The 19,241-nt window shown below is 67.0% G+C and carries 19 protein-coding genes; 6 read left to right on the plus strand and 13 right to left on the minus strand.

Going from position 1 to position 19,241, the window contains the following annotated elements:
* Positions 1–3: 3 nt before the first annotated feature.
* Positions 4–1,086 carry a phospho-N-acetylmuramoyl-pentapeptide-transferase gene (gene mraY, locus Q5Y72_RS11270; RefSeq protein ID WP_305963525.1) on the plus strand — a complete coding sequence of 361 codons (1,083 nt, stop codon included), beginning with the start codon at positions 4–6 and terminating at the stop codon, positions 1,084–1,086.
* Between the two features lie 73 nt (positions 1,087–1,159).
* The gene (murD, locus tag Q5Y72_RS11275) at positions 1,160–2,563 is read left to right on the plus strand and encodes a UDP-N-acetylmuramoyl-L-alanine--D-glutamate ligase (protein ID WP_305963526.1); all 1,404 of its coding nucleotides are present in this window, start codon (positions 1,160–1,162) and stop codon (positions 2,561–2,563) included.
* 22 nt (positions 2,564–2,585) lie between these two features.
* Here murD and Q5Y72_RS11280 read toward each other — a convergent pair whose 3' ends face one another.
* From Q5Y72_RS11280 to Q5Y72_RS11290, 3 genes are all read right to left on the minus strand, one after another.
* The gene (locus tag Q5Y72_RS11280) at positions 2,586–3,677 is read right to left on the minus strand and encodes an FAD-binding oxidoreductase (protein ID WP_305963527.1); all 1,092 of its coding nucleotides are present in this window, start codon (positions 3,675–3,677) and stop codon (positions 2,586–2,588) included.
* Positions 3,678–3,684: 7 nt separating this feature from the next.
* Positions 3,685–4,920, minus strand: coding sequence for an aromatic ring-hydroxylating oxygenase subunit alpha (locus tag Q5Y72_RS11285; RefSeq protein ID WP_305963528.1), 1,236 nt, complete (start codon positions 4,918–4,920; stop codon positions 3,685–3,687).
* Positions 4,921–5,041: 121 nt separating this feature from the next.
* Positions 5,042–5,725, minus strand: coding sequence for a DUF1045 domain-containing protein (locus tag Q5Y72_RS11290; RefSeq protein WP_305963529.1), 684 nt, complete (start codon positions 5,723–5,725; stop codon positions 5,042–5,044).
* 37 nt (positions 5,726–5,762) lie between these two features.
* Between Q5Y72_RS11290 and Q5Y72_RS11295 the strand changes: the two genes are divergently transcribed.
* Complete coding sequence (locus tag Q5Y72_RS11295) at positions 5,763–6,890, plus strand: alpha-D-ribose 1-methylphosphonate 5-triphosphate diphosphatase (RefSeq protein WP_305963530.1); 1,128 nt, start codon at positions 5,763–5,765, stop codon at positions 6,888–6,890.
* Between the two features lie 67 nt (positions 6,891–6,957).
* Positions 6,958–8,016, plus strand: a complete 1,059-nt coding sequence (locus Q5Y72_RS11300) for a DUF475 domain-containing protein (RefSeq protein WP_305963531.1) — start codon at positions 6,958–6,960, stop codon at positions 8,014–8,016.
* 10 nt (positions 8,017–8,026) lie between these two features.
* Here Q5Y72_RS11300 and Q5Y72_RS11305 read toward each other — a convergent pair whose 3' ends face one another.
* From Q5Y72_RS11305 to Q5Y72_RS11345, 9 genes are all read right to left on the minus strand, one after another.
* Complete coding sequence (locus tag Q5Y72_RS11305) at positions 8,027–8,311, minus strand: protealysin inhibitor emfourin (RefSeq protein WP_305963532.1); 285 nt, start codon at positions 8,309–8,311, stop codon at positions 8,027–8,029.
* Between the two features lie 45 nt (positions 8,312–8,356).
* Positions 8,357–9,457 (minus strand): M4 family metallopeptidase, encoded by a 1,101-nt coding sequence (locus Q5Y72_RS11310; protein WP_305963533.1) that lies wholly within the window; start codon positions 9,455–9,457, stop codon positions 8,357–8,359.
* Between the two features lie 92 nt (positions 9,458–9,549).
* Positions 9,550–10,557: a sn-glycerol-3-phosphate import ATP-binding protein UgpC gene (locus Q5Y72_RS11315; RefSeq protein ID WP_305963534.1), complete on the minus strand. Its 1,008-nt coding sequence runs from the start codon at positions 10,555–10,557 to the stop codon at positions 9,550–9,552.
* A gap of 1 nt (position 10,558) precedes the next feature.
* Entirely contained in the window at positions 10,559–11,407 is an 849-nt protein-coding gene (ugpE, locus tag Q5Y72_RS11320) for a sn-glycerol-3-phosphate ABC transporter permease UgpE (protein WP_305963535.1), read from the minus strand.
* A complete protein-coding gene (gene ugpA / locus Q5Y72_RS11325; protein ID WP_305963536.1) occupies positions 11,407–12,285 on the minus strand; it encodes a sn-glycerol-3-phosphate ABC transporter permease UgpA in 879 nt (292 codons plus the stop codon). The genes ugpE and ugpA overlap by 1 nt, the downstream gene beginning before the upstream one ends.
* A 57-nt stretch (positions 12,286–12,342) precedes the next feature.
* On the minus strand, positions 12,343–13,656 hold the full coding sequence (gene ugpB / locus Q5Y72_RS11330) for a sn-glycerol-3-phosphate ABC transporter substrate-binding protein UgpB (RefSeq protein WP_305963537.1): 1,314 nt from the start codon (positions 13,654–13,656) through the stop codon (positions 12,343–12,345).
* Positions 13,657–13,775: 119 nt separating this feature from the next.
* Positions 13,776–14,804: a DUF808 domain-containing protein gene (locus Q5Y72_RS11335; protein WP_305963538.1), complete on the minus strand. Its 1,029-nt coding sequence runs from the start codon at positions 14,802–14,804 to the stop codon at positions 13,776–13,778.
* 317 nt (positions 14,805–15,121) lie between these two features.
* Positions 15,122–15,841, minus strand: a complete 720-nt coding sequence (locus tag Q5Y72_RS11340) for an anti-sigma factor (protein WP_305963539.1) — start codon at positions 15,839–15,841, stop codon at positions 15,122–15,124.
* Complete coding sequence (locus Q5Y72_RS11345) at positions 15,838–16,392, minus strand: sigma-70 family RNA polymerase sigma factor (RefSeq protein ID WP_371930811.1); 555 nt, start codon at positions 16,390–16,392, stop codon at positions 15,838–15,840. Before Q5Y72_RS11345 ends, Q5Y72_RS11340 begins: the two co-directional genes overlap by 4 nt.
* 132 nt (positions 16,393–16,524) lie before the next feature.
* Here Q5Y72_RS11345 and cobS point away from each other — a divergent pair, with 132 nt between their 5' ends.
* Positions 16,525–17,496 (plus strand): cobaltochelatase subunit CobS, encoded by a 972-nt coding sequence (cobS, locus tag Q5Y72_RS11350; protein ID WP_305963540.1) that lies wholly within the window; start codon positions 16,525–16,527, stop codon positions 17,494–17,496.
* A gap of 3 nt (positions 17,497–17,499) precedes the next feature.
* Entirely contained in the window at positions 17,500–18,576 is a 1,077-nt protein-coding gene (locus tag Q5Y72_RS11355) for a hypothetical protein (protein ID WP_305963541.1), read from the plus strand.
* Positions 18,577–18,597: 21 nt separating this feature from the next.
* Here Q5Y72_RS11355 and Q5Y72_RS11360 read toward each other — a convergent pair whose 3' ends face one another.
* Positions 18,598–19,182: an NADPH-dependent FMN reductase gene (locus Q5Y72_RS11360; protein ID WP_305963542.1), complete on the minus strand. Its 585-nt coding sequence runs from the start codon at positions 19,180–19,182 to the stop codon at positions 18,598–18,600.
* Positions 19,183–19,241 lie beyond the last annotated feature (59 nt).

Consider the following 19,241-nt stretch of genomic DNA (forward strand, 5'->3'; position numbering starts at 1 on the left):
AAGATGCTCTATTGGCTGAGCAGTTTTTCCGAAGGTGGCGACCTCTTCAACCTGTTCCGATACATCACGTTCCGGGCGGGCGCGGCCTTCTTCACGGCGCTGATCTTCGGCTTCATCTTCGGGCGTCCGCTGATCAATTACCTGCGCCGTACCCAGAAGAAGGGCCAGCCGATCCGCGACGACGGCCCCGAGGGGCATTTCGTCAAGGCCGGCACGCCCACCATGGGCGGGCTGCTGATCCTGTCGGCGCTGTTCGTCTCGACCCTGCTCTGGGCGCGGCTGGACACGGGCTATGTCTGGATCGTGCTGGTGGTCACCGCGGGCTATGCGGCGATCGGCTTCGCCGATGACTACGCCAAGGTCAGCAAGCACAACACCAAGGGCGTCCCGGGCCGCATCCGAATGGGCCTTGGCCTGGCGCTGGCGCTGATCGCCTCGGCCTGGGCGATGTGGCTGCACCCGCCGGGGCTGACCGGGCAGCTCGCCATGCCGGTGTTCAAGAACGCCCTGATCGATCTGGGCCTCTTCTTCATCCCCTTCGCCATGCTGGTCATCGTCGGCGCGGCCAACGCGGTCAACCTGACCGACGGCCTCGACGGGCTGGCGATCATGCCGGTGATGATCGCGGCCGCCACGCTGGGGGTGATCGCCTACACCGTCGGGCGGGTCGACTTCACCGAATATCTGGGCGTCCACCACGTCCCCGGCTCGGGCGAGATCCTGATCTTCGTCGCCGCGCTGATCGGCGGAGGGCTGGGTTTCCTGTGGTACAATGCCCCCCCGGCCGCGGTCTTCATGGGAGATACCGGCAGCCTCGCGCTTGGCGGTGCCCTGGGCGCCATCGCGGTCGTCACCAAGCACGAGATCGTCCTGGCCATCGTCGGCGGGCTGTTCGTGGTCGAGGCGCTCAGCGTGATCATCCAGGTGCTGTATTTCAAGCGCACCGGCAAGCGGGTGTTCCTGATGGCGCCGATCCACCACCATTTCGAAAAGCTCGGCTGGAAGGAACCGCAGATCGTCATCCGCTTCTGGATCATCGCGCTGATCCTCGCGCTGATCGGGCTGGCCACACTGAAATTGCGCTGAGGTTTGCCTTGGTGCAAATATCCTCGGGGGTCCGGGGGCAGACAGCCCCCGGCGTTGACATCAGGATGACCGCATGATCCCGGTTCAGGGCGTCGAAAACCAGGTGGTGGCCGTGCTCGGCCTCGGTCGCTCGGGCAGGACGGCAGCCGCCGCCCTGGCGGCGGGCGGCGCGCAGGTCATCGCCTGGGATGACGGCACCGATACCCGCGCGGCCGCCGAGGCCGAGGGTCTGCGCATCGTCGATCTGACCCGTGACGAGGGGTGGCAGGGGGTGACGGCGCTGATCACCTCGCCCGGCATCGCCCATCTCTACCCGCGGCCGCATCCGGTCATCGCCCGCGCCTATGCCCTTGGCGTGCCGGTCGACAACGACATCGGGCTGTTCTTCCGCAGCTATGCGACCGCCGGCTGGGACGCCTTCGACCGCCCTCCGCGGGTGATCGCGGTCACCGGCTCGAACGGCAAGTCTACCACCACGGCGCTCATCCACCACATCCTCGCCGAGGCCGGCCGGCCGACTCAGATGGGCGGCAATATCGGCACCGGCGTCCTGTCGCTGGACCCCGCGACCGATGGCGAGGTGGTGGTGCTCGAGCTTTCCAGCTACCAGACCGATCTGGCCCGCGCGCTTACGCCCGATGTGGCGGTGCTGACCAACATCTCGCCCGACCACCTGGATCGCCATGCGGGCCTGGGCGGCTATTTCGCGGCCAAGCGCCGGCTGTTCGCCGAGGGCGGGCCGGATCGCGCCGTGATCGGCGTGGACGAGGCCGAGGGGCTTTATCTCGCCGGCCAGATGGCGATGGGGCCTGCAGATGACCGGGTGATCCGCATTTCCTCGGGGCAGAAGCTGGACCGTGCCGCATGGTCGGTCTTTGCCCGCAAGGGCTTTCTGGCCGAGTACCGCAAGGGGCGGCAGGCCGCCTCGATCGATCTGCGCGCCGTGCCGGGCCTGCCGGGCGCCCACAACCACCAGAACGCCTGCGCGGCCTATGCCGCCTGCCGCGCCGTCGGCCTGGCCCCGCGCGAGATCGAGGCCGCCTTCCACAGCTTTGCGGGCCTGCCCCATCGCAGCCAGTTGGTCGCCGAGATCGGCGGCGTGCGCTTTGTCAACGACAGCAAGGCCACCAATGTCGATGCCGCGGCCAAGGCGCTGCAGGCCTTCAGCCGGATCCGCTGGATCGCCGGCGGGCTGGGCAAGGAGGGCGGAATCGCCGCGCTGGCCCCCCATCTGGGACAGGTCACCAAGGCCTATCTGATCGGCCACTCCGCGCGCGACTTCGCGCTGCAGATCGGCCAGACCCCGCACGACATCGCCGAGACGATGGAGGCCGCCGTCACCCGCGCCGCGGCCGAGGCCGAGCCGGGCGATACCGTCCTGCTGGCACCGGCGGCCGCCAGTTTCGACCAGTATCCCAATTTCGAGAAGCGCGGCGAGCATTTCACCGCGCTGGTCGAGGCCCTGGCGAGGGGCTGACCGCCGCCCCCCCAGCCCGCCCTCAGACGTCGATCTCGACCCGGCCCATCGGGTTGGAACAGCAGGCGAGGATCCAGCCCTCGGCGATGTCCTCGTCGCTGATGCCACCATTGTGGACCATATGCACCTCGCCCGAGAGCTTGCGCACCTTGCAGGTGCCGCACAGCCCGAAGGTGCAGCCCGAGGGGATGTTCAGCCCCGCCCGCTTGGCGACGGCCAGGACGGTGTCGGTTTCGGCGCAGGCTGCCACCACGTCGCTGGCGGCAAAGCGGATCTGCGACCGGGCGTCCTCGTCGGGCACGACATCGTCGATCACCGGGGCGTCGGCCTCGGTCGCGACCGGGGCGCCGAAACTTTCCTGGTGGTAATGATCCATGTCGTAGCCCAGCGCGTTCAGAAGGTCGCGCACCGACTGCATGAACGGCTCGGGGCCGCAGCAGAACACCTCGCGCTCCAGGTAGTCGGGCGCCATCAGGCCCAGCATGATCTGGTTCAGCCGGCCCATATAGCCCGGCCAGGCCCGGAACGGATCGGGTTCCTCGACGGTCAGTCGCAATTGCAGCCCCGGCACCCGGTTGGCGAAATGCTGCAGCCGCTCGCGGAAGATGATGTCCGAGGGACGGCGCGCCGCGTGGACGAACACGATGTCCGGCATCTCGCCCGAATCCCATGCCCAGGTGGTCATCGACATCATCGGCGTGATGCCCGACCCGGCCGAGATGAACAGATATTTCCGGGCCGGATGCCGGTGCGAGCTGAAGATGCCGGCCGGGCCATAGGCCTTGATCCTCATGCCCGGCTTGAGGTTGTCCAGCATCCAGCGCGTGCCGATCGAGGCAGGCTGCGCCTTCACCGTGACCGAGATCGACAGCGGCCGCGAGGGCGACGACGAGATCGTGTAGGTCCGCTGGATATTGCCCTTCGGTCCCCTGGCCGGATCGACCGGCAGGTCAAGGGTGATGAACTGGCCCGGCTGATAGTCGAACCAGGCCCCCGAGGGGGCGCGGAAGGTAAAGGAATAGGTGTCCTCGGTCTCGGGCACCGCCATCGCGCATTCCAGCAATTCGTCGTCCGACCACGGCTCGGCGGCCCAGTTCAGGCGGGGCTTCTTCATGCTGCCGTCACTCCGCTGCGGTCTGCAGGCCAAGGCGGCTGGACATGACGCCGCAATACCAGTCCACCAGATGGATCACCCCGGCTTCCTGGCGCGGCGAATAGGGGCCGGGTTCGTAGGCGGGCGACAGGATGCCGGCCTGGTTTTCCTCGACCACCTGCCGGTCCTCGTCGTTGGTGTTGATCCACACTTCGGTCAGCTTCTGCAGGTCGTAATCCTTGCCCTCGACAGCGTCCTTGTGGACCAGCCACTTGGTCGTCACCTCGGTCTCGGTCGGGCTGATCGGCAGGATGCGGAACACGATGGCGTGGTCGGGCAGGAAGTGGTTCCAGCTGGACGGGAAGTGATAGAACATCAGGCTGCCGGCGTCGTTCCACGGGATGTTGCCCATCCGCTGGGCCACGGCGGCGCGGGTGGACATGGTGAAGCTTTCGGCATTGTCCATCAGCGGAACGCGGGCCATGCGCCATTGCATGTCGGGCGCGTTCACAAAGCGGGCCGGCAGGCTGGCCGCGTCGCAGCGGTCCCAGTGCTGCAGGATCTCGTTGCTGGCGGAATGTGGTCCCTCCATCACCGTCATCAGCGGATCGTCCGAATAGGTCCGGCACAGCGAGGGATGCGAGCCGCCGCAATGATAGCATTCGCGGTTGTTCTCCATCACCAGCTTCCAGTTGCCCTTCTCGACGATGGTCTGGCTGAAGGCGACCCTGGCATCGCCAAGCCCGCTGGGCGCCAGATAGCGCATCAGGTTCGGGGCCAGTTCGTTGATGGCCGGCGGCACCTTCGCCACGCAGACGAAGACCATGCCGCCGATATCGATGCAATGGACGGGCTTCAGCCCGTATTTCGATGCGTCGAAACCATCGCCCATGTCGCGGGCATACAGCAGCTTTCCGTCAAGGTCATAGGTCCACTGGTGGTAGGGGCAGACCAGCTTGGGACTGGAGCCGCCGGGCTTGGCACAGAGGCGCTGGCCGCGATGGCGGCAGACATTGTGGAAGGCGCGGATGCGGCCGTCGGCGCCGCGCACGATGATGACCGGGTATTCGCCCAGTTGCAGCGTCGCGAAATTGCCGGTCTTGGGCAGTTCGCAGGCGGGCACTGCAAAGACCCATTCGCGATACCAGATCTGTTCCAGATCGTCGCGCAGCACCTGTTCGCTGCAATAGAGGTCGCGGGGCAGCGAATGGCCGGGCTGGCGCGAGGCGACAAGCTGGGCGGTGGAAAGCGTTGGTGTGGTCATCGGTTACCTGCCGTGAAAGGCGCTGCGTTCTGTCGAAGCATAACCTATCTGCTGGCGAATTTCGCAACGGACAATTTGCGACATGGCGATTGCGGATTGAGACATGCGCCCGGTGCCGCGATCAGCGTTGCGCGTCGCGCAGCCGCAGCCGGGCGATCTGGTGAAACCGGCCCATGGCATCCTCGCCCGCAAGGGTCAGGCTTGCGATCGGATGCGGGTCGGGCAGCAGGGGCGCCAGATGCGGATGCAGCGCGGCCAGCAGCGCGTCGCTTTGCCGGCCCTCAAGCCGCGCGCCGAGGGTCATGTGGAACCGGAACTGGCCCAGCACGAAGGGATAGCCCCAGCGATCCAGCAGGTTGCGCTGCGCCTCGGACAGCCGGTCGGGGTTGCGGCGGGCGCGATCCTCGGGGGTCAGCGGGGCGCGGTGGGCATCCAGCGCGCGCACCACGCGCGCGGCAAGCTGTTGCAGCGGGGCGCAGGGCTGCGCGGGCACGAGGGCCGGAAAGCCGTGCAGGGCCGCCAGCCGCAGCCCGCCGGGCAGGGAAACGGGCGGCTGGCCTGCCGCAAGGGCCCGCAGATCGGCCAGCAGCGCGGCCTCGCTGCTGTCGGCGGCCAGCCGGAAGGGCGCTTTCAGCGTCGCGTGGAAGCCATAGCGCCGGGCCGCGCGGGTCAGCGCCTCGACCCCCGCCGGCCGGTCGCGGCCCTCCCGGCCCCGCGCGATGTCCCAGCCCAGCCACTCTGCCCCGAAGGCCGCCAGCGGTCCCTCGGGCGTGTGGTAGATCGCATAGCGGCGCCAGTCGCCCACGCTTGACCTCGCAGCCGTTTCGGCCCAGCCATGAGGTATGAGCGAGACGGTCCTTACCAATGCCCGGTTGATCCTGCCCGATCATGTGCAGGATGGCCATATCGTGATCCGCGACGGGATGATCGCCGCGATCGGCAGCGGGCCTGCACGGGGCGACGACATGCAGGGCGATTTCATCGCGCCCGGCCTTGTCGAACTGCACACCGACAATCTGGAACAGCATCTGCATCCGCGCCCGCATGTCGAATGGCCCCATGCGCCGGCGATCCTTGCGCATGACGCCGAACTGGCCGCAACCGGCATCACCACGGTCTTCGACGCGCTGCGGGTCGGCTCGATCCCGTGGCGGGCGAACTACACCTCCTACGCCCGGCCGCTGAGCCGCGAGATCGCGGCGATCCGGCAGGCCGGATTGCTGCGGATCAGCCACCACCTGCACCTGCGCGCCGAGATCTGCAGTGAAACCCTGGTCGAGGAACTCGCCGAATTCGCGCCCGACGACCGGGTTCGGCTGGTCAGCCTGATGGATCACACGCCCGGCCAGCGGCAGTTCCGCGATCTGGGCCTGACGCGCAAGTTCGTCTCGGCCCGTGCGGGCATGACCGAGGCGGGGTTCGACATCTACCGCCAGCGGCTGGTGACGCTGCGGGCCGACAAGGGGCCCGCGAACGAGGCGGCGGCGCTGGATTTCGCCCGCCGCGTCGGCGCGGTGCTGGCCAGCCATGACGACACCACCTCGGCCCATGTGGCGCAATCGGCCGCGCATGGTGTCGCGCTGGCCGAGTTTCCGACCACCGCCGAGGCTGCGCAGTCCTGCCGCGATCATGGCATCGCGATCATCATGGGCGCCCCGAACCTGGTGCGCGGCGGTTCTCATTCGGGCAATGTCGACGCGCGGGAACTGGCGGGGGCGGGGCTTCTGGATATCGTCAGTTCTGACTATATCCCCGCCGCGCTGCTGGCGGCGGCGGCCCGCCTTGCGCGGCTGTGGGACGACCTGCCGCGCGCCATGGCGACGGTGACGGCCAATCCCGCAAGGGCGGCGGGGCTGGACGACCGGGGCAGGCTGGCGCCGGGGCTGCGCGCCGATCTGATCCGCTTCCGCCTGCACGAGGGCATGGCCGTGCTGCGCGAGACGCATGTGGCGGGGAAGCGCGTGGCCTGAGCGCACGGGCTTGCTGCGGCGGGGCGGGCGTCATATCTGTCGCGGAATTCGGACAAGGGAACCGCAGATGCGCTCGACCGCCTCCTACCTTCGCTGGCCGCTGATCGTCACCGCGGCCGGCATCCTGCTGTCGGGCTATCTCGGCTGGGAATTCTCGTCCAGCGGCTCGGGCGCGCTGTCCTTCCTGTTGATCGCGGTCGTGCTGGCGGTGCTGGAAATCTCGCTGTCCTTCGACAATGCGATCGTCAACGCCAACAAGCTGAAGGAGATGACGCCCGAATGGCAGCGCCGCTTCCTGACCTGGGGCATCCTGATCGCTGTCTTCGGGATGCGGGTCGTGTTCCCGCTGCTGATCGTGGTGATCGCCGCCCGGATCGGGCCGTTGCAGGCCATCGAACTGGCCGCTGCCCGACCGGCCGAATATGCCGAACTGATCCGTGACGCGCATCTGCCCATCGCGGCTTTCGGCGGCAGCTTCCTGATGCTGGTCGCGCTCAGCTTCTTTTTCGACCAGTCCAAGGAGGTCCACTGGATCGGCCGGCTGGAACGCGCGCTGCGGTCCTGCGGGTCGGTGCGGGGGATGGAGGTCGGCTTCGTGCTGATGTTCATCCTGCTGTTCGTCTGGCTGCTGCCGGTTCGAGACGAAAAACTGTTCATGTTCAGCGCGATGTGGGGGATCGTGACCTTCCTTGCGGTCGACGCCCTGGGCCATGTTCTGGACCATTGGGGCCAAAGCCAGAGCCGTGCGGCGCAGGGCACCGCGCAGGCCGGGCTGGGCGCGTTCCTCTATCTCGAGGTGCTGGACGCCTCGTTCAGCTTTGACGGCGTGATCGGCGCCTTCGCGCTGACCCAGAACCTGTTCCTGATCGCCATCGGCCTTGGCATCGGCGCGATGTATGTGCGCGCGATGACGGTGATGCTGGTCGAACGCGGTACGCTGGCCGAATTCCGCTATCTGGAACATGGCGCCTTCTGGTCGATCCTGATCCTGTCGATCATCATGTTCGGCCAGACCATGTGGCACCTGCCAGAGGTCGTGACCGGCCTGCTGGGCGCGGGCTTCATCGCCATGGCCTTTGTCAGTTCCGTGCTGTGGAACCGCCGCCACGCCGCCATCGCGGACTGAGGCGCCGCGCCTACATCTGGTCGATCAGGTCCAGCATCTCGGGCGGAAGCTGGTCCTCGCGGATGGTGAAGATCCGGCTTTGCTGCCGGTCGTCGGTCAGGGTGATGCGATAGGTCATCCGGTCGGCGCAGGTGGTGCAGGGTTGACTGGCCAGCCGCGCCAGTTCGTCCGGCTCGAACGCGTCGCAGAATTCCTGCCGCATCCGGGCGCCTTGCTGGTCCAGATCGATGCGCTTGGTCACCGACGCAGCGGCGATCCCGCCAAAGCCGCCCTCGGCCGCGATTTCGATGATCATGGCGAAGCATCCGCCCGTAATTACGCCCATCGGCGGAATGTAGGGCTAGACGCCGATTCCGACAAGCTTCCAGGCGCGGCGCAGCATCACCGTCTCGAGGCTGCCGGCGCCGGCCAGTTCGGCGGCCGCCTGCAGCGTCTGTTCGGCCCAGTCGGCAAATGTCGCCATCGGGTTGTTGAGATTCTGCAGCGCGCGATACCAGATGCGGCCCGGCAATTCCCAGGCCCGGCCGCCCAGATAGGCGCAGAACAGGTAGAAGGCGTGATTCGGGATGCCGGAATTGATGTGGACCCCGCCATTGTCGTCGGTGGTGGCGACGAAATGATCCATATGCCAGGGCTGCGGGTCCTGACCCAGCAGGTCGTCGGAATAGGCGGTGCCCGGCGCCTTCATGCTGCGCAGGGCGACGCCGTTGATGCCGGGGCCAAGGATGCCGCGGCCCACCAGCCAGTCGGCCTCATGGGCCTGCTGGCCAAGGCTGCGCTGCACGGCAAGGCTGCCGAACACGTCGGCGATGCTTTCGTTCAGCGCGCCGGACTGGTTCTCGTAGATCAGCCCGCCCGAATGCTGGATGACGCCATGCGCCATCTCGTGTCCGATGACCGACAGTTCCAGGAAGGTGCGGAACACCTCGCCATCGCCGGTGCCATAAGCCATCTGGGTGCCGTCCCAGAAGGCGTTGTTGTAGTTGCGCCGGTGCCGGACCGTGGCGATCAGCGGCAGGCCGCGCCCGTCCAGCGAATTGCGACCGTATTCCTCGGCAAACAGCGAGAATACCTCGCCCGCCCCGTCATAGGCCAGGTCGGCCTCGGCATCGCCGGTCGAGGGGTCGCCCTCGGCCCGGATCAGGGTGCCGGGCAGGGCGGCGCGGAACCCGCCGTCATGGATGCGCCGGTCGGGGCAGCACAGCGATCCGGCCTCGGCCAGCCCCCTGCTGACGAAGGCGCCGTGATCTCCGGGGCCTGGTGCGGTCGCGGTGATGTGCTCAACCCGCTCTTCGCGGATCTTCTGGCTCTGCTTCAGCAGCGTGCGGGCCATCTGCGCGGTCTTGTCATCGCCTCGCAGCACCATGACCCGCAGCATGTAGGGCGGCACGATGCAGGCGATCGGATCGTGGCGGGACGAACAGGACAGCGACAGGCACATGGGCGACCTCGAACAGGGGGTGTCGCCTCAGGGTAGCACGGCGCCGCCCCGCCCGCAGCACCGATCCCGTGCGCGGATCAGCCGATCCGGGATCAGCCGATCCGGGCGCCCGTCTCGCGGTTGAACAGGTGCAGGTTCGCGCGGTCGAAGCCCAGATGCAGGCGGTCCGTGATCTGCGCGTCCGAGGGCAGGGCGATGGTGATCGCCTCGCCATTGGTGTGGCCATGAACCAGCCGCTGCGCGCCCAGTTCCTCGACCGCCCGGACGTCCATCTGGATCGGGCCGTCGGCCGTCACGCTGAGGTCCTCGGGGCGGATGCCGATGGTGCCGGCATGGCCGGTGCCGGGCAGATGCGGCACCGCGCGGGCGTCCAGCAGGTTCATCGCGGGACTGCCGATGAAGCCCGCGACGAAGGCCGAGGCCGGGCGCCGATAGACCTCCAGAGGGGTGCCGATCTGTTCGACCCGGCCGCCGTTCAGCACCACCAGCCGGTCGGCCAGTGTCATCGCCTCGAGCTGGTCGTGGGTGACATACAGCGAAGTCGTGCGCAGCCGCTTCTGCAGTTCCTTGATCTCGAGCCGCATGGCCACGCGCAGCTTGGCATCCAGGTTCGACAGCGGCTCGTCGAACAGGAAGGCTGCCGGTTCGCGGACGATCGCGCGGCCCATCGCGACGCGCTGGCGCTGGCCGCCCGACAGGGCGCGGGGCTTGCGGTCGAGGAACTGGCCGATCTGCAGGATCTCGGCCGCCTCGTTCACGCGCCGGTCGATCTCGGCGCGGGGGGTGCCGCGGTTCTTCAGCCCGTAGGCGAGGTTCTGGCGCACCGACATGTGCGGATACAGGGCATAGTTCTGGAACACCATGGCGATGTCGCGGTCGGCGGGCTCGACCTTGTTAACGACCCGATCGCCGATGCGCACCTCGCCCTCGGTGATGCTTTCCAGCCCTGCGACCATCCGCAGCAGGGTGGACTTGCCGCAGCCCGAGGGGCCGACCAGCACGATGAATTCGCCATCCGCGATGTCGATGTTCACGCCGCCCACTGCGCGCGCGCCGCCGGGATAGATCTTGCCGAGATCCGCGAGGGTGATTGATGCCAACTTACTTCTCCGTCTCGACAAGACCCTTGACGAACAGCCGCTGCATGCCGATGACCACCGCGACGGGGGGCAGCATCGCCAGCACGGCGGTCGCCATGACCAGATGCCACTGGGGCAGACCGTCCACCGCATCGGCCATCCGCTTGATGCCGGCGACGATGGTGTAATATTGTGCGTCCGTGGTCACCAGCAGCGGCCAGAGATACTGGTTCCAGCCATAGATGAACAGGATCACGAACAGCGCCGCCATGTTGGTGCGCGACAGCGGCAGCAGGATGTCGCGAAAGAATTTCATCGGCCCGGCGCCGTCGATGCGGGCGGCCTCGACCAACTCGTCCGGCATGGTCAGGAACACCTGCCGGAACAGGAAGGTCGCGGTCGCGCTGGCGATCAGCGGCACCGACAGGCCGGCATAGCTGTTCAGCAGGCCCAGCCCGGCGACCACCTGGAAGGTCGGCACGATGCGCACCTCGACGGGCAGCATCAGGGTGATGAAGATGCACCAGAAGGCCAGCCCGCGCAGCGGAAAACGGAAATAGACGATGGCGAAGGCCGAGGTGATCGAGATGGCGATCTTGCCGCAGGCGATCAGCAGCGCCATCACGAGGCTGTTGAACATCATCCGCGCCACCGGAGGGGTGCCGCTGGTGGACACCCCGGCGTCCAGCATCCGGCTGTAGTTCTCGACCAGATGCGGGCCGGGCCACATCGGGACGGTGCCCGACATGAAATCTGTGGCGGTGTGGGTCGAGGCGACGAAGGCCACCCAGACCGGCAGGGCGACGATGACGACGCCGGCGATCAGCACCAGATGGGCCAGCAGATTGAGGCCGGGGCGATTCTCGATCATCAGTATTCGACCTTCTTCTCGACCCAGCGGAACTGGATGATCGTCAGCGTGATGACGATGGCCATCAGGAACACCGACTGCGCCGCCGAACTGCCGATGTTCTGGCCCACGAAGCCGTCGAAATAGACCTTGTAGACCATGATGTTGGTGGCCTGGGCCGGGCCGCCCTCGGTGGTCGCGTCGATGACCGCGAAGGTGTCGAACATCGCATAGACGATGTTGACGACCAGCAGGAAGAAGGTGGTCGGCGACAGCAGCGGAAAGGTGATGTCGAAGAAGCGCCGCACCGGGCCGGCGCCGTCGATGGCGGCCGCCTCGCGCATGCTGGCCGGGATCGCCTGAAGCCCGGCGACGAAGAACAGGAAGTTGTAGCTGATCTGCTTCCACGCGCTGGCGATCACCACCAGCAGCATCGCATCGGTCTTGGAACTGATGTGGTTCCAGTCATAGCCGACCATGTCCAGCACATAGGGCATGACGCCGATGGTGGGGTTGAAGATGAACCACCACAGGATCCCGGCGACGGCCGGCGCGACGGCATAGGGCCAGACCAGCAGCGTCGTGTAGACGCGCGCCGATTTCAGCATCCGGTCGACCGCGATGGCCAGCAGCAGCGCCACCCCCATCGACATCACCGTGACCGAGACCGCGAAGATCGCCGTCACCTGCAGCGAGTTCAGGTATTCGGGGCTGTCCAGCAGCGCCCGGAAATTCGCCAGCCCCACGAAACTGGAATTGATGCCGAAGGCGTCCTCGCGCAGGAAGCTTTGCCGGATCGCCTGCCCGGCCGGCCAGAGGAAGAAGATGAAGGTGATGGCCAGCTGCGGCGCCAGCAACAGCCAGGGCAGCAACTGATTGCTGAAGATCGTGCGCTTCATCGAGGACCTGCGGGCAGAGATGGCCGGGGCCGCGCAAGGCGCGCGACCCCGCAGAGGTTACTGGTTCTGGGCCTGGAATTCCTCGATCAGCTTGTTGCCGCGTTCGACAACGCTGTCCAGGGCGCCCTGCGCATCCTTCGAACCCGACAGAAGCTGTTCGAATTCCTCGTCGATGATGCCGCGGATCTGGACATAATTGCCAAAGCGCAGGCCCTTCGAATTCTCAGTCGGCGCGTTCAGCGTGATCTGTTTGATGCCGGTGTCGGCGCCGGGGTTCTCGTCGAAGAAGCCCTGCATCTGGTCGGCCGCCGCCTGGGTGATCGGCAGATATCCCGAGAACGAGGCCCAGTCGGCCTGAACCTCGGGCGAGGACAGATATTCGAAGAACTTCGCGGCGCCGGCATATTCTTCGTCCGGACGCCCGGACAGGACCCACAGCGTCGCCCCGCCGATGATCGAGTTCTGCGGCGCACCCTCGATATCGTCGTAATAGGGCAGCATCCCGAAGCCCAGATCGAAGTCCTTGGCATTGGCGATCACGCCCGCACGGCTGGCCGAGCTGTTCATGATCATCGCGCATTCCTGCGAATAGAACATCGGCGGGGCGTTGTCGCCGCCGACCGGGCCGCCATATTTGAAGATGCCATCATCGGCCCATTTCTTCAGGTTGCCCCAATGCTTGACCTGCGCCGGCCCGTTCACCGACAGCCGTGCGTCCAGCCCGCCAAAGCCGTTTTCCATCGTGCCGATCGGCTGGTTGTGCCAGGCGCTGAAATTCTCGGTCTGGATCCAGCTGATCCAGCCGGTGGTGAAGCCGCAGGATGCCGCGCCCGAGTCGATGATCTTCTTCGAGAACTCTTCCATCTCGGCCCAGGTCTTGGGCGGCTGTTCGGGATCGAGGCCGGCCTTCTCGAACACCGACTTGTTGTAGTAGAGGATCGGGGTCGAGCTGTTGAACGGCATCGACAGCATGTTGCCGTCGGTGTCGGTATAATAGCCCACCACCTGCGGCAGGAACGCGGCCGGGTCGAAATTCGCACCCTGGTCCTGCATCAGCTGGTAGACCGGGACGATGGCGCCCTTGGCGGCCATCATGGTTCCGGTGCCGACCTCGAAGACCTGCACGATCGCGGGCTGTTCCTTGGCGCGGAAGGCGGCGATGGCGGCGGTCATCGTCTCGGGATAGGTGCCCTTGTAGGAGGGCACTACCTTGAAATCCTCCTGGCTGTCGTTGAAGCCCTTGACGATTTCCTCAAGCTTCACGCCCAGTTCGCCACCCATGGCGTGCCACCACTGGACTTCGGTCTGCGCGTTGGCGGCCGACAGCGACGCGATCAGCGCCACCGCGGATGCGGTGATCATGTGGTTCATCTGGTTTTTCCTCCCAATGGAGTTGCGGTTCCCGTCGGGCCTAGCGGCCTCGGGTGACGGTCGCGCAACAGTATTGTGAAGGAAATGTGGCAGCGTTTGATCAAGCGGTCAATGCGCGATTATTTTCGGCTTTGTTCCCCGATTTTCCCTGTGCTGCCACCGCCGAACATGGTCCTGACCGCGCCGATGACCGGAAGGACCGTCACCGCAAGCAGCGGGTTGATGACCCGGGTGACCAGCGGAATCAGCGCCATCCCCAGCGCCAGGCCGAACAGCCCGTCAAAAAAGGCCGTCGTCGCCCATGCCGCGACGCCGGGTGCCTGCGGCACAAGTGCCGCGGCGTCCTCGGCCCGGTGCTTGATCCAGTCGTAGGGTGCGTGCCAGCCCAGTTCGCCCATCCCGTGCAGCACGATCTGGCCGCCGACCCACAGCATCGCCGCGGTGCCAAGCGTCGTCAGCGCGACCATGAAGCCCGGCATGAACTTCACGATGCCGCGCCCCAACGCGGCCAGAACGCCGCGCCGCCCGGTCGCCATGTGCAGGCCGACGTCATCGGCCTTCACGATCAGCGCCACCGCGCCATAGACCGCCAACGTGATGCCGATGGCGACGACCACGAGGATCAGCGCCTTCATCCACAAGGAATCCTCGACCGGGATGGTGGCGAGGGCGATGGTCATGATCTCGGCCGACAGGATGAAGTCGGTCTTGATCGCGCCCGCCACGCGCTTTTCCTCCAGCGCCGCGCCGTCGCCTTCGGGGTGGATGTGCTGTTCGCTGTCATGGCGTTCGCCGCGGGCAAAGAGATGCGCGACCTTCTCGGCGCCCTCGAAGCACAGATAGGCGCCGCCGATCATCAGCAGCGGGGTAATCAGCCACGGCGCGAAGGCCGACAGCAGCAGCGCCATCGGCAGCAGGATCACCAGCTTGTTGAACAGTGAGCCGCGGGCGATTTTCCAGACGATCGGCAATTCGCGCGTGGCCTGGAAGCCTTGCAGATATTTCGGCGTCACGGCGGCATCGTCGATCACCGCCCCCGCCGCCTTGGCCCCCGCCTTCGCGGCCTGTCCCGCAACATCGTCCAGCGACGCCGCCGCCACCTTCGAGATCGCGGCCACGTCGTCCAGAAGCGCAATCAGACCGCTCATCCCGTCTCCATCCGGTTTGTCGTCACCCGAAGCGACAGTGACGCGGCAACGCACGGGATACAAGTTGGTTGCGCGGGCCGCCGGCCATGGCCGCCGAAAGCCGGGGCCGCCGCAAAAAAAAGGCCCGCGCGGAAGGGGATGCGCGCGGGCCAGTGCGCCCGCCATCTGGGTGGCGGGCGGGTCCGTGCCGGTTGGATCTTCGGCATCGACACGGTCTCGGCGGCACGCCGCGCGCCACAACCGTGCAGGCGCGCCCGTGCCTATCGAGACACGCAGGCGGGAGGAGGAAGTTGCGTCCGCCGCCCGGCGCGGCACGGTCACAAGCGGGTGAGATCGGCGATGGCGACGACCGGACCCGTCGCCTGCCCGGTGGGCGAACCGCCGGCGGGTTCGTCGGACAACGCGATCCTGATGCCCTCCGAGGGGTCCAGACTGGCCGGCAGGGTCATGCGCGCGCTGCCCGAATGCGGCACCAGGCCGATCGAGATGGGCGCGCTGCCATCCGGGCGGATCCACCAGATCTCGTAGTCGCGGCCTTCGGACACGGCACCCTGCTCCAGCGCGATCTCCATCTCGCTGCCCGCCAGCCGGGCGGCGACGCGCACTGCCTGATCCTCGGTGACAAGCTGGGCCTGATAATCGGGCGCGGGCGTGGTGGGCGTCGTGGGCAATTGTCCCGGCAGCCACAGGAAGGCCGCGACCGCGGCCACCGCCACCAGCCCCAGAAGCGCCCCGAACGGGCCACGCCACCAGGCGCGGGCCGGGCCGGAGGCAGGCTGGCTCAGCGGCGCGGTGCCGTGGCCCAGCGTCTCGCGGATCCTCTGGCGGGCACGCGCGGGGGCCATCACCGGCGTCAGGCGGTCGGCCAGCCCGGCCAGCCTTTCCTGCCAGTCGCGGACGGACTGCGCGAAACCCGCATCACTCGACAGCCGGGCCACCGCATCGCGCGCCTCGTCGCCATCCAGCAGGCCAAGCGCCAGTTCGGCGGCCAGTGCCTCGTCCTCTTCCAGGGGGGTCAGCTGCGTCTCGTCGGTCATTGGCTGACACAGTCCTTCAGGCGCAACAGGCTGCGGCGCAGCCAGCTGCGGACGGTGTTGATGGGCTTGCCCTCACGCTCGGCCAGGTCGGCATAGGTAGCGCCTTCAAGATAGACGGCGCGCACCGCCCCGGCCTGCTGTTCGGCCAGCTGGGCCAGACATTCGTCCAGCAGCCGCCGTTCCTGCGCGCGGATCGTCGCGGCCTCGGGACCGGGCTCGCCCGAGGCGACGTGGGCCGCCGCCTCGGCCGGCGCGGTCACCGGTCGCGAACTGCGCGCGCGCAGCCGGTCGATGGCGCGGTTGCGGGCGATGGTGATCAGCCACGTCATCGGCGACAGACCGTTCGAGGCATAGCGTTCGGCGCTTTGCCAGATCTTGATATAGACTTCCTGCAGGGTTTCCTCGGCCTCGGGCCGATCCTTCAGGACCGACAGGCAGACGGCATGCAGCTTGGCCGATGTGGCCTCGTAGAGGGCATCGAATGCCGCCCTGTCGCCAAGCGCCGTCCGGGCGATCATCTCTTCCAGCTGTAACCTGCGGGCGTCCTGCACCGGTGCGCTTGCCTTAATGCCTCGTTCGCCCCCGACATTAGGTAGGCCCGCGGGCGGCGTCAACGCGCGCCCTTCTTGCACGCGCCTGACTTATGCGCGATCAAGGCGGCGTTGCGAGGAAAGGGCCCGACGATGCTGGACATGAACGCCAAACCCACCGAAGACATCGACCTGCGCGAGGTGTTCGGGCTGGACAGCGACATGAAGGTCAAGGGCTTCGCCGACCGCAGCGAGCGCGTCCCCGAGATCGACAGCACCTACAAGTTCGATCCCGACACGACCCTCGCGATTCTGGCGGGCTTTGCCTATAACCGCCGGGTGATGATCCAGGGCTATCACGGCACAGGCAAGTCCACCCATATCGAACAGGTCGCGGCGCGTCTGAACTGGCCCTGCGTGCGGGTGAACCTCGACAGCCATGTGTCGCGCATCGACCTGATCGGCAAGGACGCGATCAAGCTGGTCGATGGCAAGCAGGTGACGGTGTTCCACGAGGGCATCCTGCCCTGGGCGCTGCGCAACCCGACGGCCATTGTCTTCGACGAATACGACGCCGGCCGCGCCGACGTGATGTTCGTGATCCAGCGGGTGCTTGAGGCCGACGGCAAGCTGACCCTGCTGGACCAGAACGAGGTCATCACCCCGAATCCCTGCTTCCGGCTGTTCGCCACCGCGAACACCGTGGGCCTGGGCGACACGACGGGGCTTTACCACGGCACCCAGCAGATCAACCAGGGCCAGATGGACCGCTGGTCGCTGGTCGCCACGCTGAACTACCTGTCCCACGACGCCGAGGCCGCCATCGTGCTGGCCAAGGTGCCGCAATACAACAACGAGAAGGGCCGCCGCGCGATCAGCCAGATGGTGACGCTGGCCGACCTGACCCGCACCGCCTTCATGCAGGGCGACCTGTCCACGGTGATGTCGCCGCGCACGGTGATCAGCTGGGCGCAGAACGCCCGCATCTTCGACAATATCGGCTATGCCTTCCGGCTGACCTTCCTCAACAAATGCGACGAGCTTGAGCGTCAGACCGTGGCCGAGTTCTATCAGCGCCTGTTCGACGAGGAATTGCCCGAAAGCGCGGTCGCCAAGGCCCGCTGAGGCATGGCGCGGTTCGAGCGGCTGGTCCTGCATATCGGGGACACCAAGGCCGGCTCGACCACCTTGCAGCATGTGCTGACCCGGGGGCGGGACGGTGCGATGGGCTTCGACATCGCCTTTCCGGGGCGCGATGCGAACCACAATGCCGTCGCCGATGCGCTGCGCGCCGTGGATGGCGGGCCGGGCCCGGCCGAATGCCGGCGCAGGCTGGCGCGGTTTCGGGCGGATCTGCGTGCCGCGCCGTCTGCCGCCTGCTGCGTGATCTCGGCGGAAAATCTGTCCTTTCTCGCGCCCGCCCGGTTGAGAGAGTTCATCGAGGCCGAGTTGCGGCCCCATGCCGGGCGCATCGAGATCGTCCATTATCTCAGGCCGCATGTCGCCAGGATGCGCTCGGGCTATGCCGAGTCGGTCAAGATCGGCCTGGAATTCCGGCCGTTTCCGGACTTCGTGCAGCAGACCACGCGGCAGGGTCGCTTCTGCCGCAGCGGTGTCGTGCAGGCCTGTCGCGAAACCTTCGGCGATGCCTACATTCCCCGCCCGCTGATCCGTGCCCATCTGGTCGGCGGGGATATCGTGACAGATTTTCTCGCGCTGGCGACCGGCGCGGCGCAACGCCCGCCGCAGGCACCGTCCCTGAACCAGAGCCTCGATTGCGTCGCGCTGGGCGAAATCCAGAGGTTGCAGTCGGGAATCAGGACGCGGTCGCGGGGCCTGCGCCACGCCGTGGGCTACGAATTCGCGCGGCGCTATGCCCGGCAGCCGAGCCCTGTGCCGACCCCGCGGCTGGGCATCTTGCCGCGCGCTGCGGGGCGGCTCGACGGCCGCTACAGGCGGGATGCGATCGCGCTGGATCGCGCATTGGGACTGACCGCGGACGGGTTTTCGGCCGCCCTTGATCGCGACCTTCAGGCCGCGCAAGGCGGTGTCGCGAACCCGCAGGATCTGCCACCCAATCCGGCCGCGCTTGCTGCCTCGCGCGGCCTGCGCCGATGGCTGGCGCTGCCGCTGCCCGACAGGGTTCTGGCGGCGCTGCTGGCCCGGCGCGGCGCGCTGGCCGGGGCCGGGTCCAGCGACCCCTGATCGCGCAGCCGTCCTGGCGGCTCAGGCGTCGCGGGCCGCCCTGGTCGCCCTGGTCCACCAGACCAGTTCGTCCAGCATCCCGTCCAGCGATCCTTGCAGATGCCCCTCGATCGCCGACATCGGCCCGTTCTCGCCAAGCGGCGACACCTTCATGAAATCGCCGCCGCCGATATGGACGGCATTGCGCAGCGGGACCATCTGCAACTCGATCCCGATCAGGCGCAGATGCTCTATCGCGCGGGCCGCGCCGACGCCGCCATAGCCGACCGCGGCCAGCGGCTTGCGGTTCCACTCCTTGTAGGCCTGATCCAGCGCGTTCTTCAGCGCGCCGGTGATCGAATGGTTGTATTCGGCCACGATGAACACATAGCCATCATAGCCGGCCAGCTTCTGCTGCCACGCCACCGCCCGCGGGTCCTCGGACGGCATCCACAGGTTCGAGGCCTTCTCGTCGAAGAAGGGCAGGTCCTGGTCGCGCAGGTCGACGAGGTCGAATTCCAGGTCGGCGTGATCCGCGACCTTGCCCATGAACCATTCGGCGGGCTTGTCGGCAAAGCGGGTCTCGCGGGTCGAACTGATGATGACGGCAATTTTCGGCTTGGTCACGGAATGGCCCCTCTGTTGATACGGCGTCGGTCTTCAACGCGCAGACTGGGGATTTCGTT

The sequence above is a fragment of the Paracoccus spongiarum genome (assembly GCF_030732095.1).
GTDB lineage: Bacteria > Pseudomonadota > Alphaproteobacteria > Rhodobacterales > Rhodobacteraceae > Paracoccus > Paracoccus spongiarum.

Excerpts from the sequence above, each read along its gene's own strand:
- ugpB (WP_305963537.1), bottom strand. The coding sequence starts at position 13,656 with ATGAACCACATGATCACCGCATCCGCGGTGGCGCTGATCGCGTCGCTG.
- murD (WP_305963526.1), top strand. The coding sequence starts at position 1,160 with ATGATCCCGGTTCAGGGCGTCGAAAACCAGGTGGTGGCCGTGCTCGGC.
- Q5Y72_RS11295 (WP_305963530.1), top strand. The coding sequence starts at position 5,763 with ATGAGCGAGACGGTCCTTACCAATGCCCGGTTGATCCTGCCCGATCAT.
- Q5Y72_RS11355 (WP_305963541.1), top strand. The coding sequence starts at position 17,500 with ATGGCGCGGTTCGAGCGGCTGGTCCTGCATATCGGGGACACCAAGGCC.
- Q5Y72_RS11340 (WP_305963539.1), bottom strand. The coding sequence starts at position 15,841 with ATGACCGACGAGACGCAGCTGACCCCCCTGGAAGAGGACGAGGCACTG.
- cobS (WP_305963540.1), top strand. The coding sequence starts at position 16,525 with ATGCTGGACATGAACGCCAAACCCACCGAAGACATCGACCTGCGCGAG.
- Q5Y72_RS11300 (WP_305963531.1), top strand. The coding sequence starts at position 6,958 with ATGCGCTCGACCGCCTCCTACCTTCGCTGGCCGCTGATCGTCACCGCG.
- Q5Y72_RS11335 (WP_305963538.1), bottom strand. The coding sequence starts at position 14,804 with ATGAGCGGTCTGATTGCGCTTCTGGACGACGTGGCCGCGATCTCGAAG.
- Q5Y72_RS11305 (WP_305963532.1), bottom strand. The coding sequence starts at position 8,311 with ATGATCATCGAAATCGCGGCCGAGGGCGGCTTTGGCGGGATCGCCGCT.
- Q5Y72_RS11310 (WP_305963533.1), bottom strand. The coding sequence starts at position 9,457 with ATGTGCCTGTCGCTGTCCTGTTCGTCCCGCCACGATCCGATCGCCTGC.
- mraY (WP_305963525.1), top strand. The coding sequence starts at position 4 with ATGCTCTATTGGCTGAGCAGTTTTTCCGAAGGTGGCGACCTCTTCAAC.
- ugpA (WP_305963536.1), bottom strand. The coding sequence starts at position 12,285 with ATGAAGCGCACGATCTTCAGCAATCAGTTGCTGCCCTGGCTGTTGCTG.
- Q5Y72_RS11285 (WP_305963528.1), bottom strand. The coding sequence starts at position 4,920 with ATGACCACACCAACGCTTTCCACCGCCCAGCTTGTCGCCTCGCGCCAG.
- Q5Y72_RS11280 (WP_305963527.1), bottom strand. The coding sequence starts at position 3,677 with ATGAAGAAGCCCCGCCTGAACTGGGCCGCCGAGCCGTGGTCGGACGAC.
- ugpE (WP_305963535.1), bottom strand. The coding sequence starts at position 11,407 with ATGATCGAGAATCGCCCCGGCCTCAATCTGCTGGCCCATCTGGTGCTG.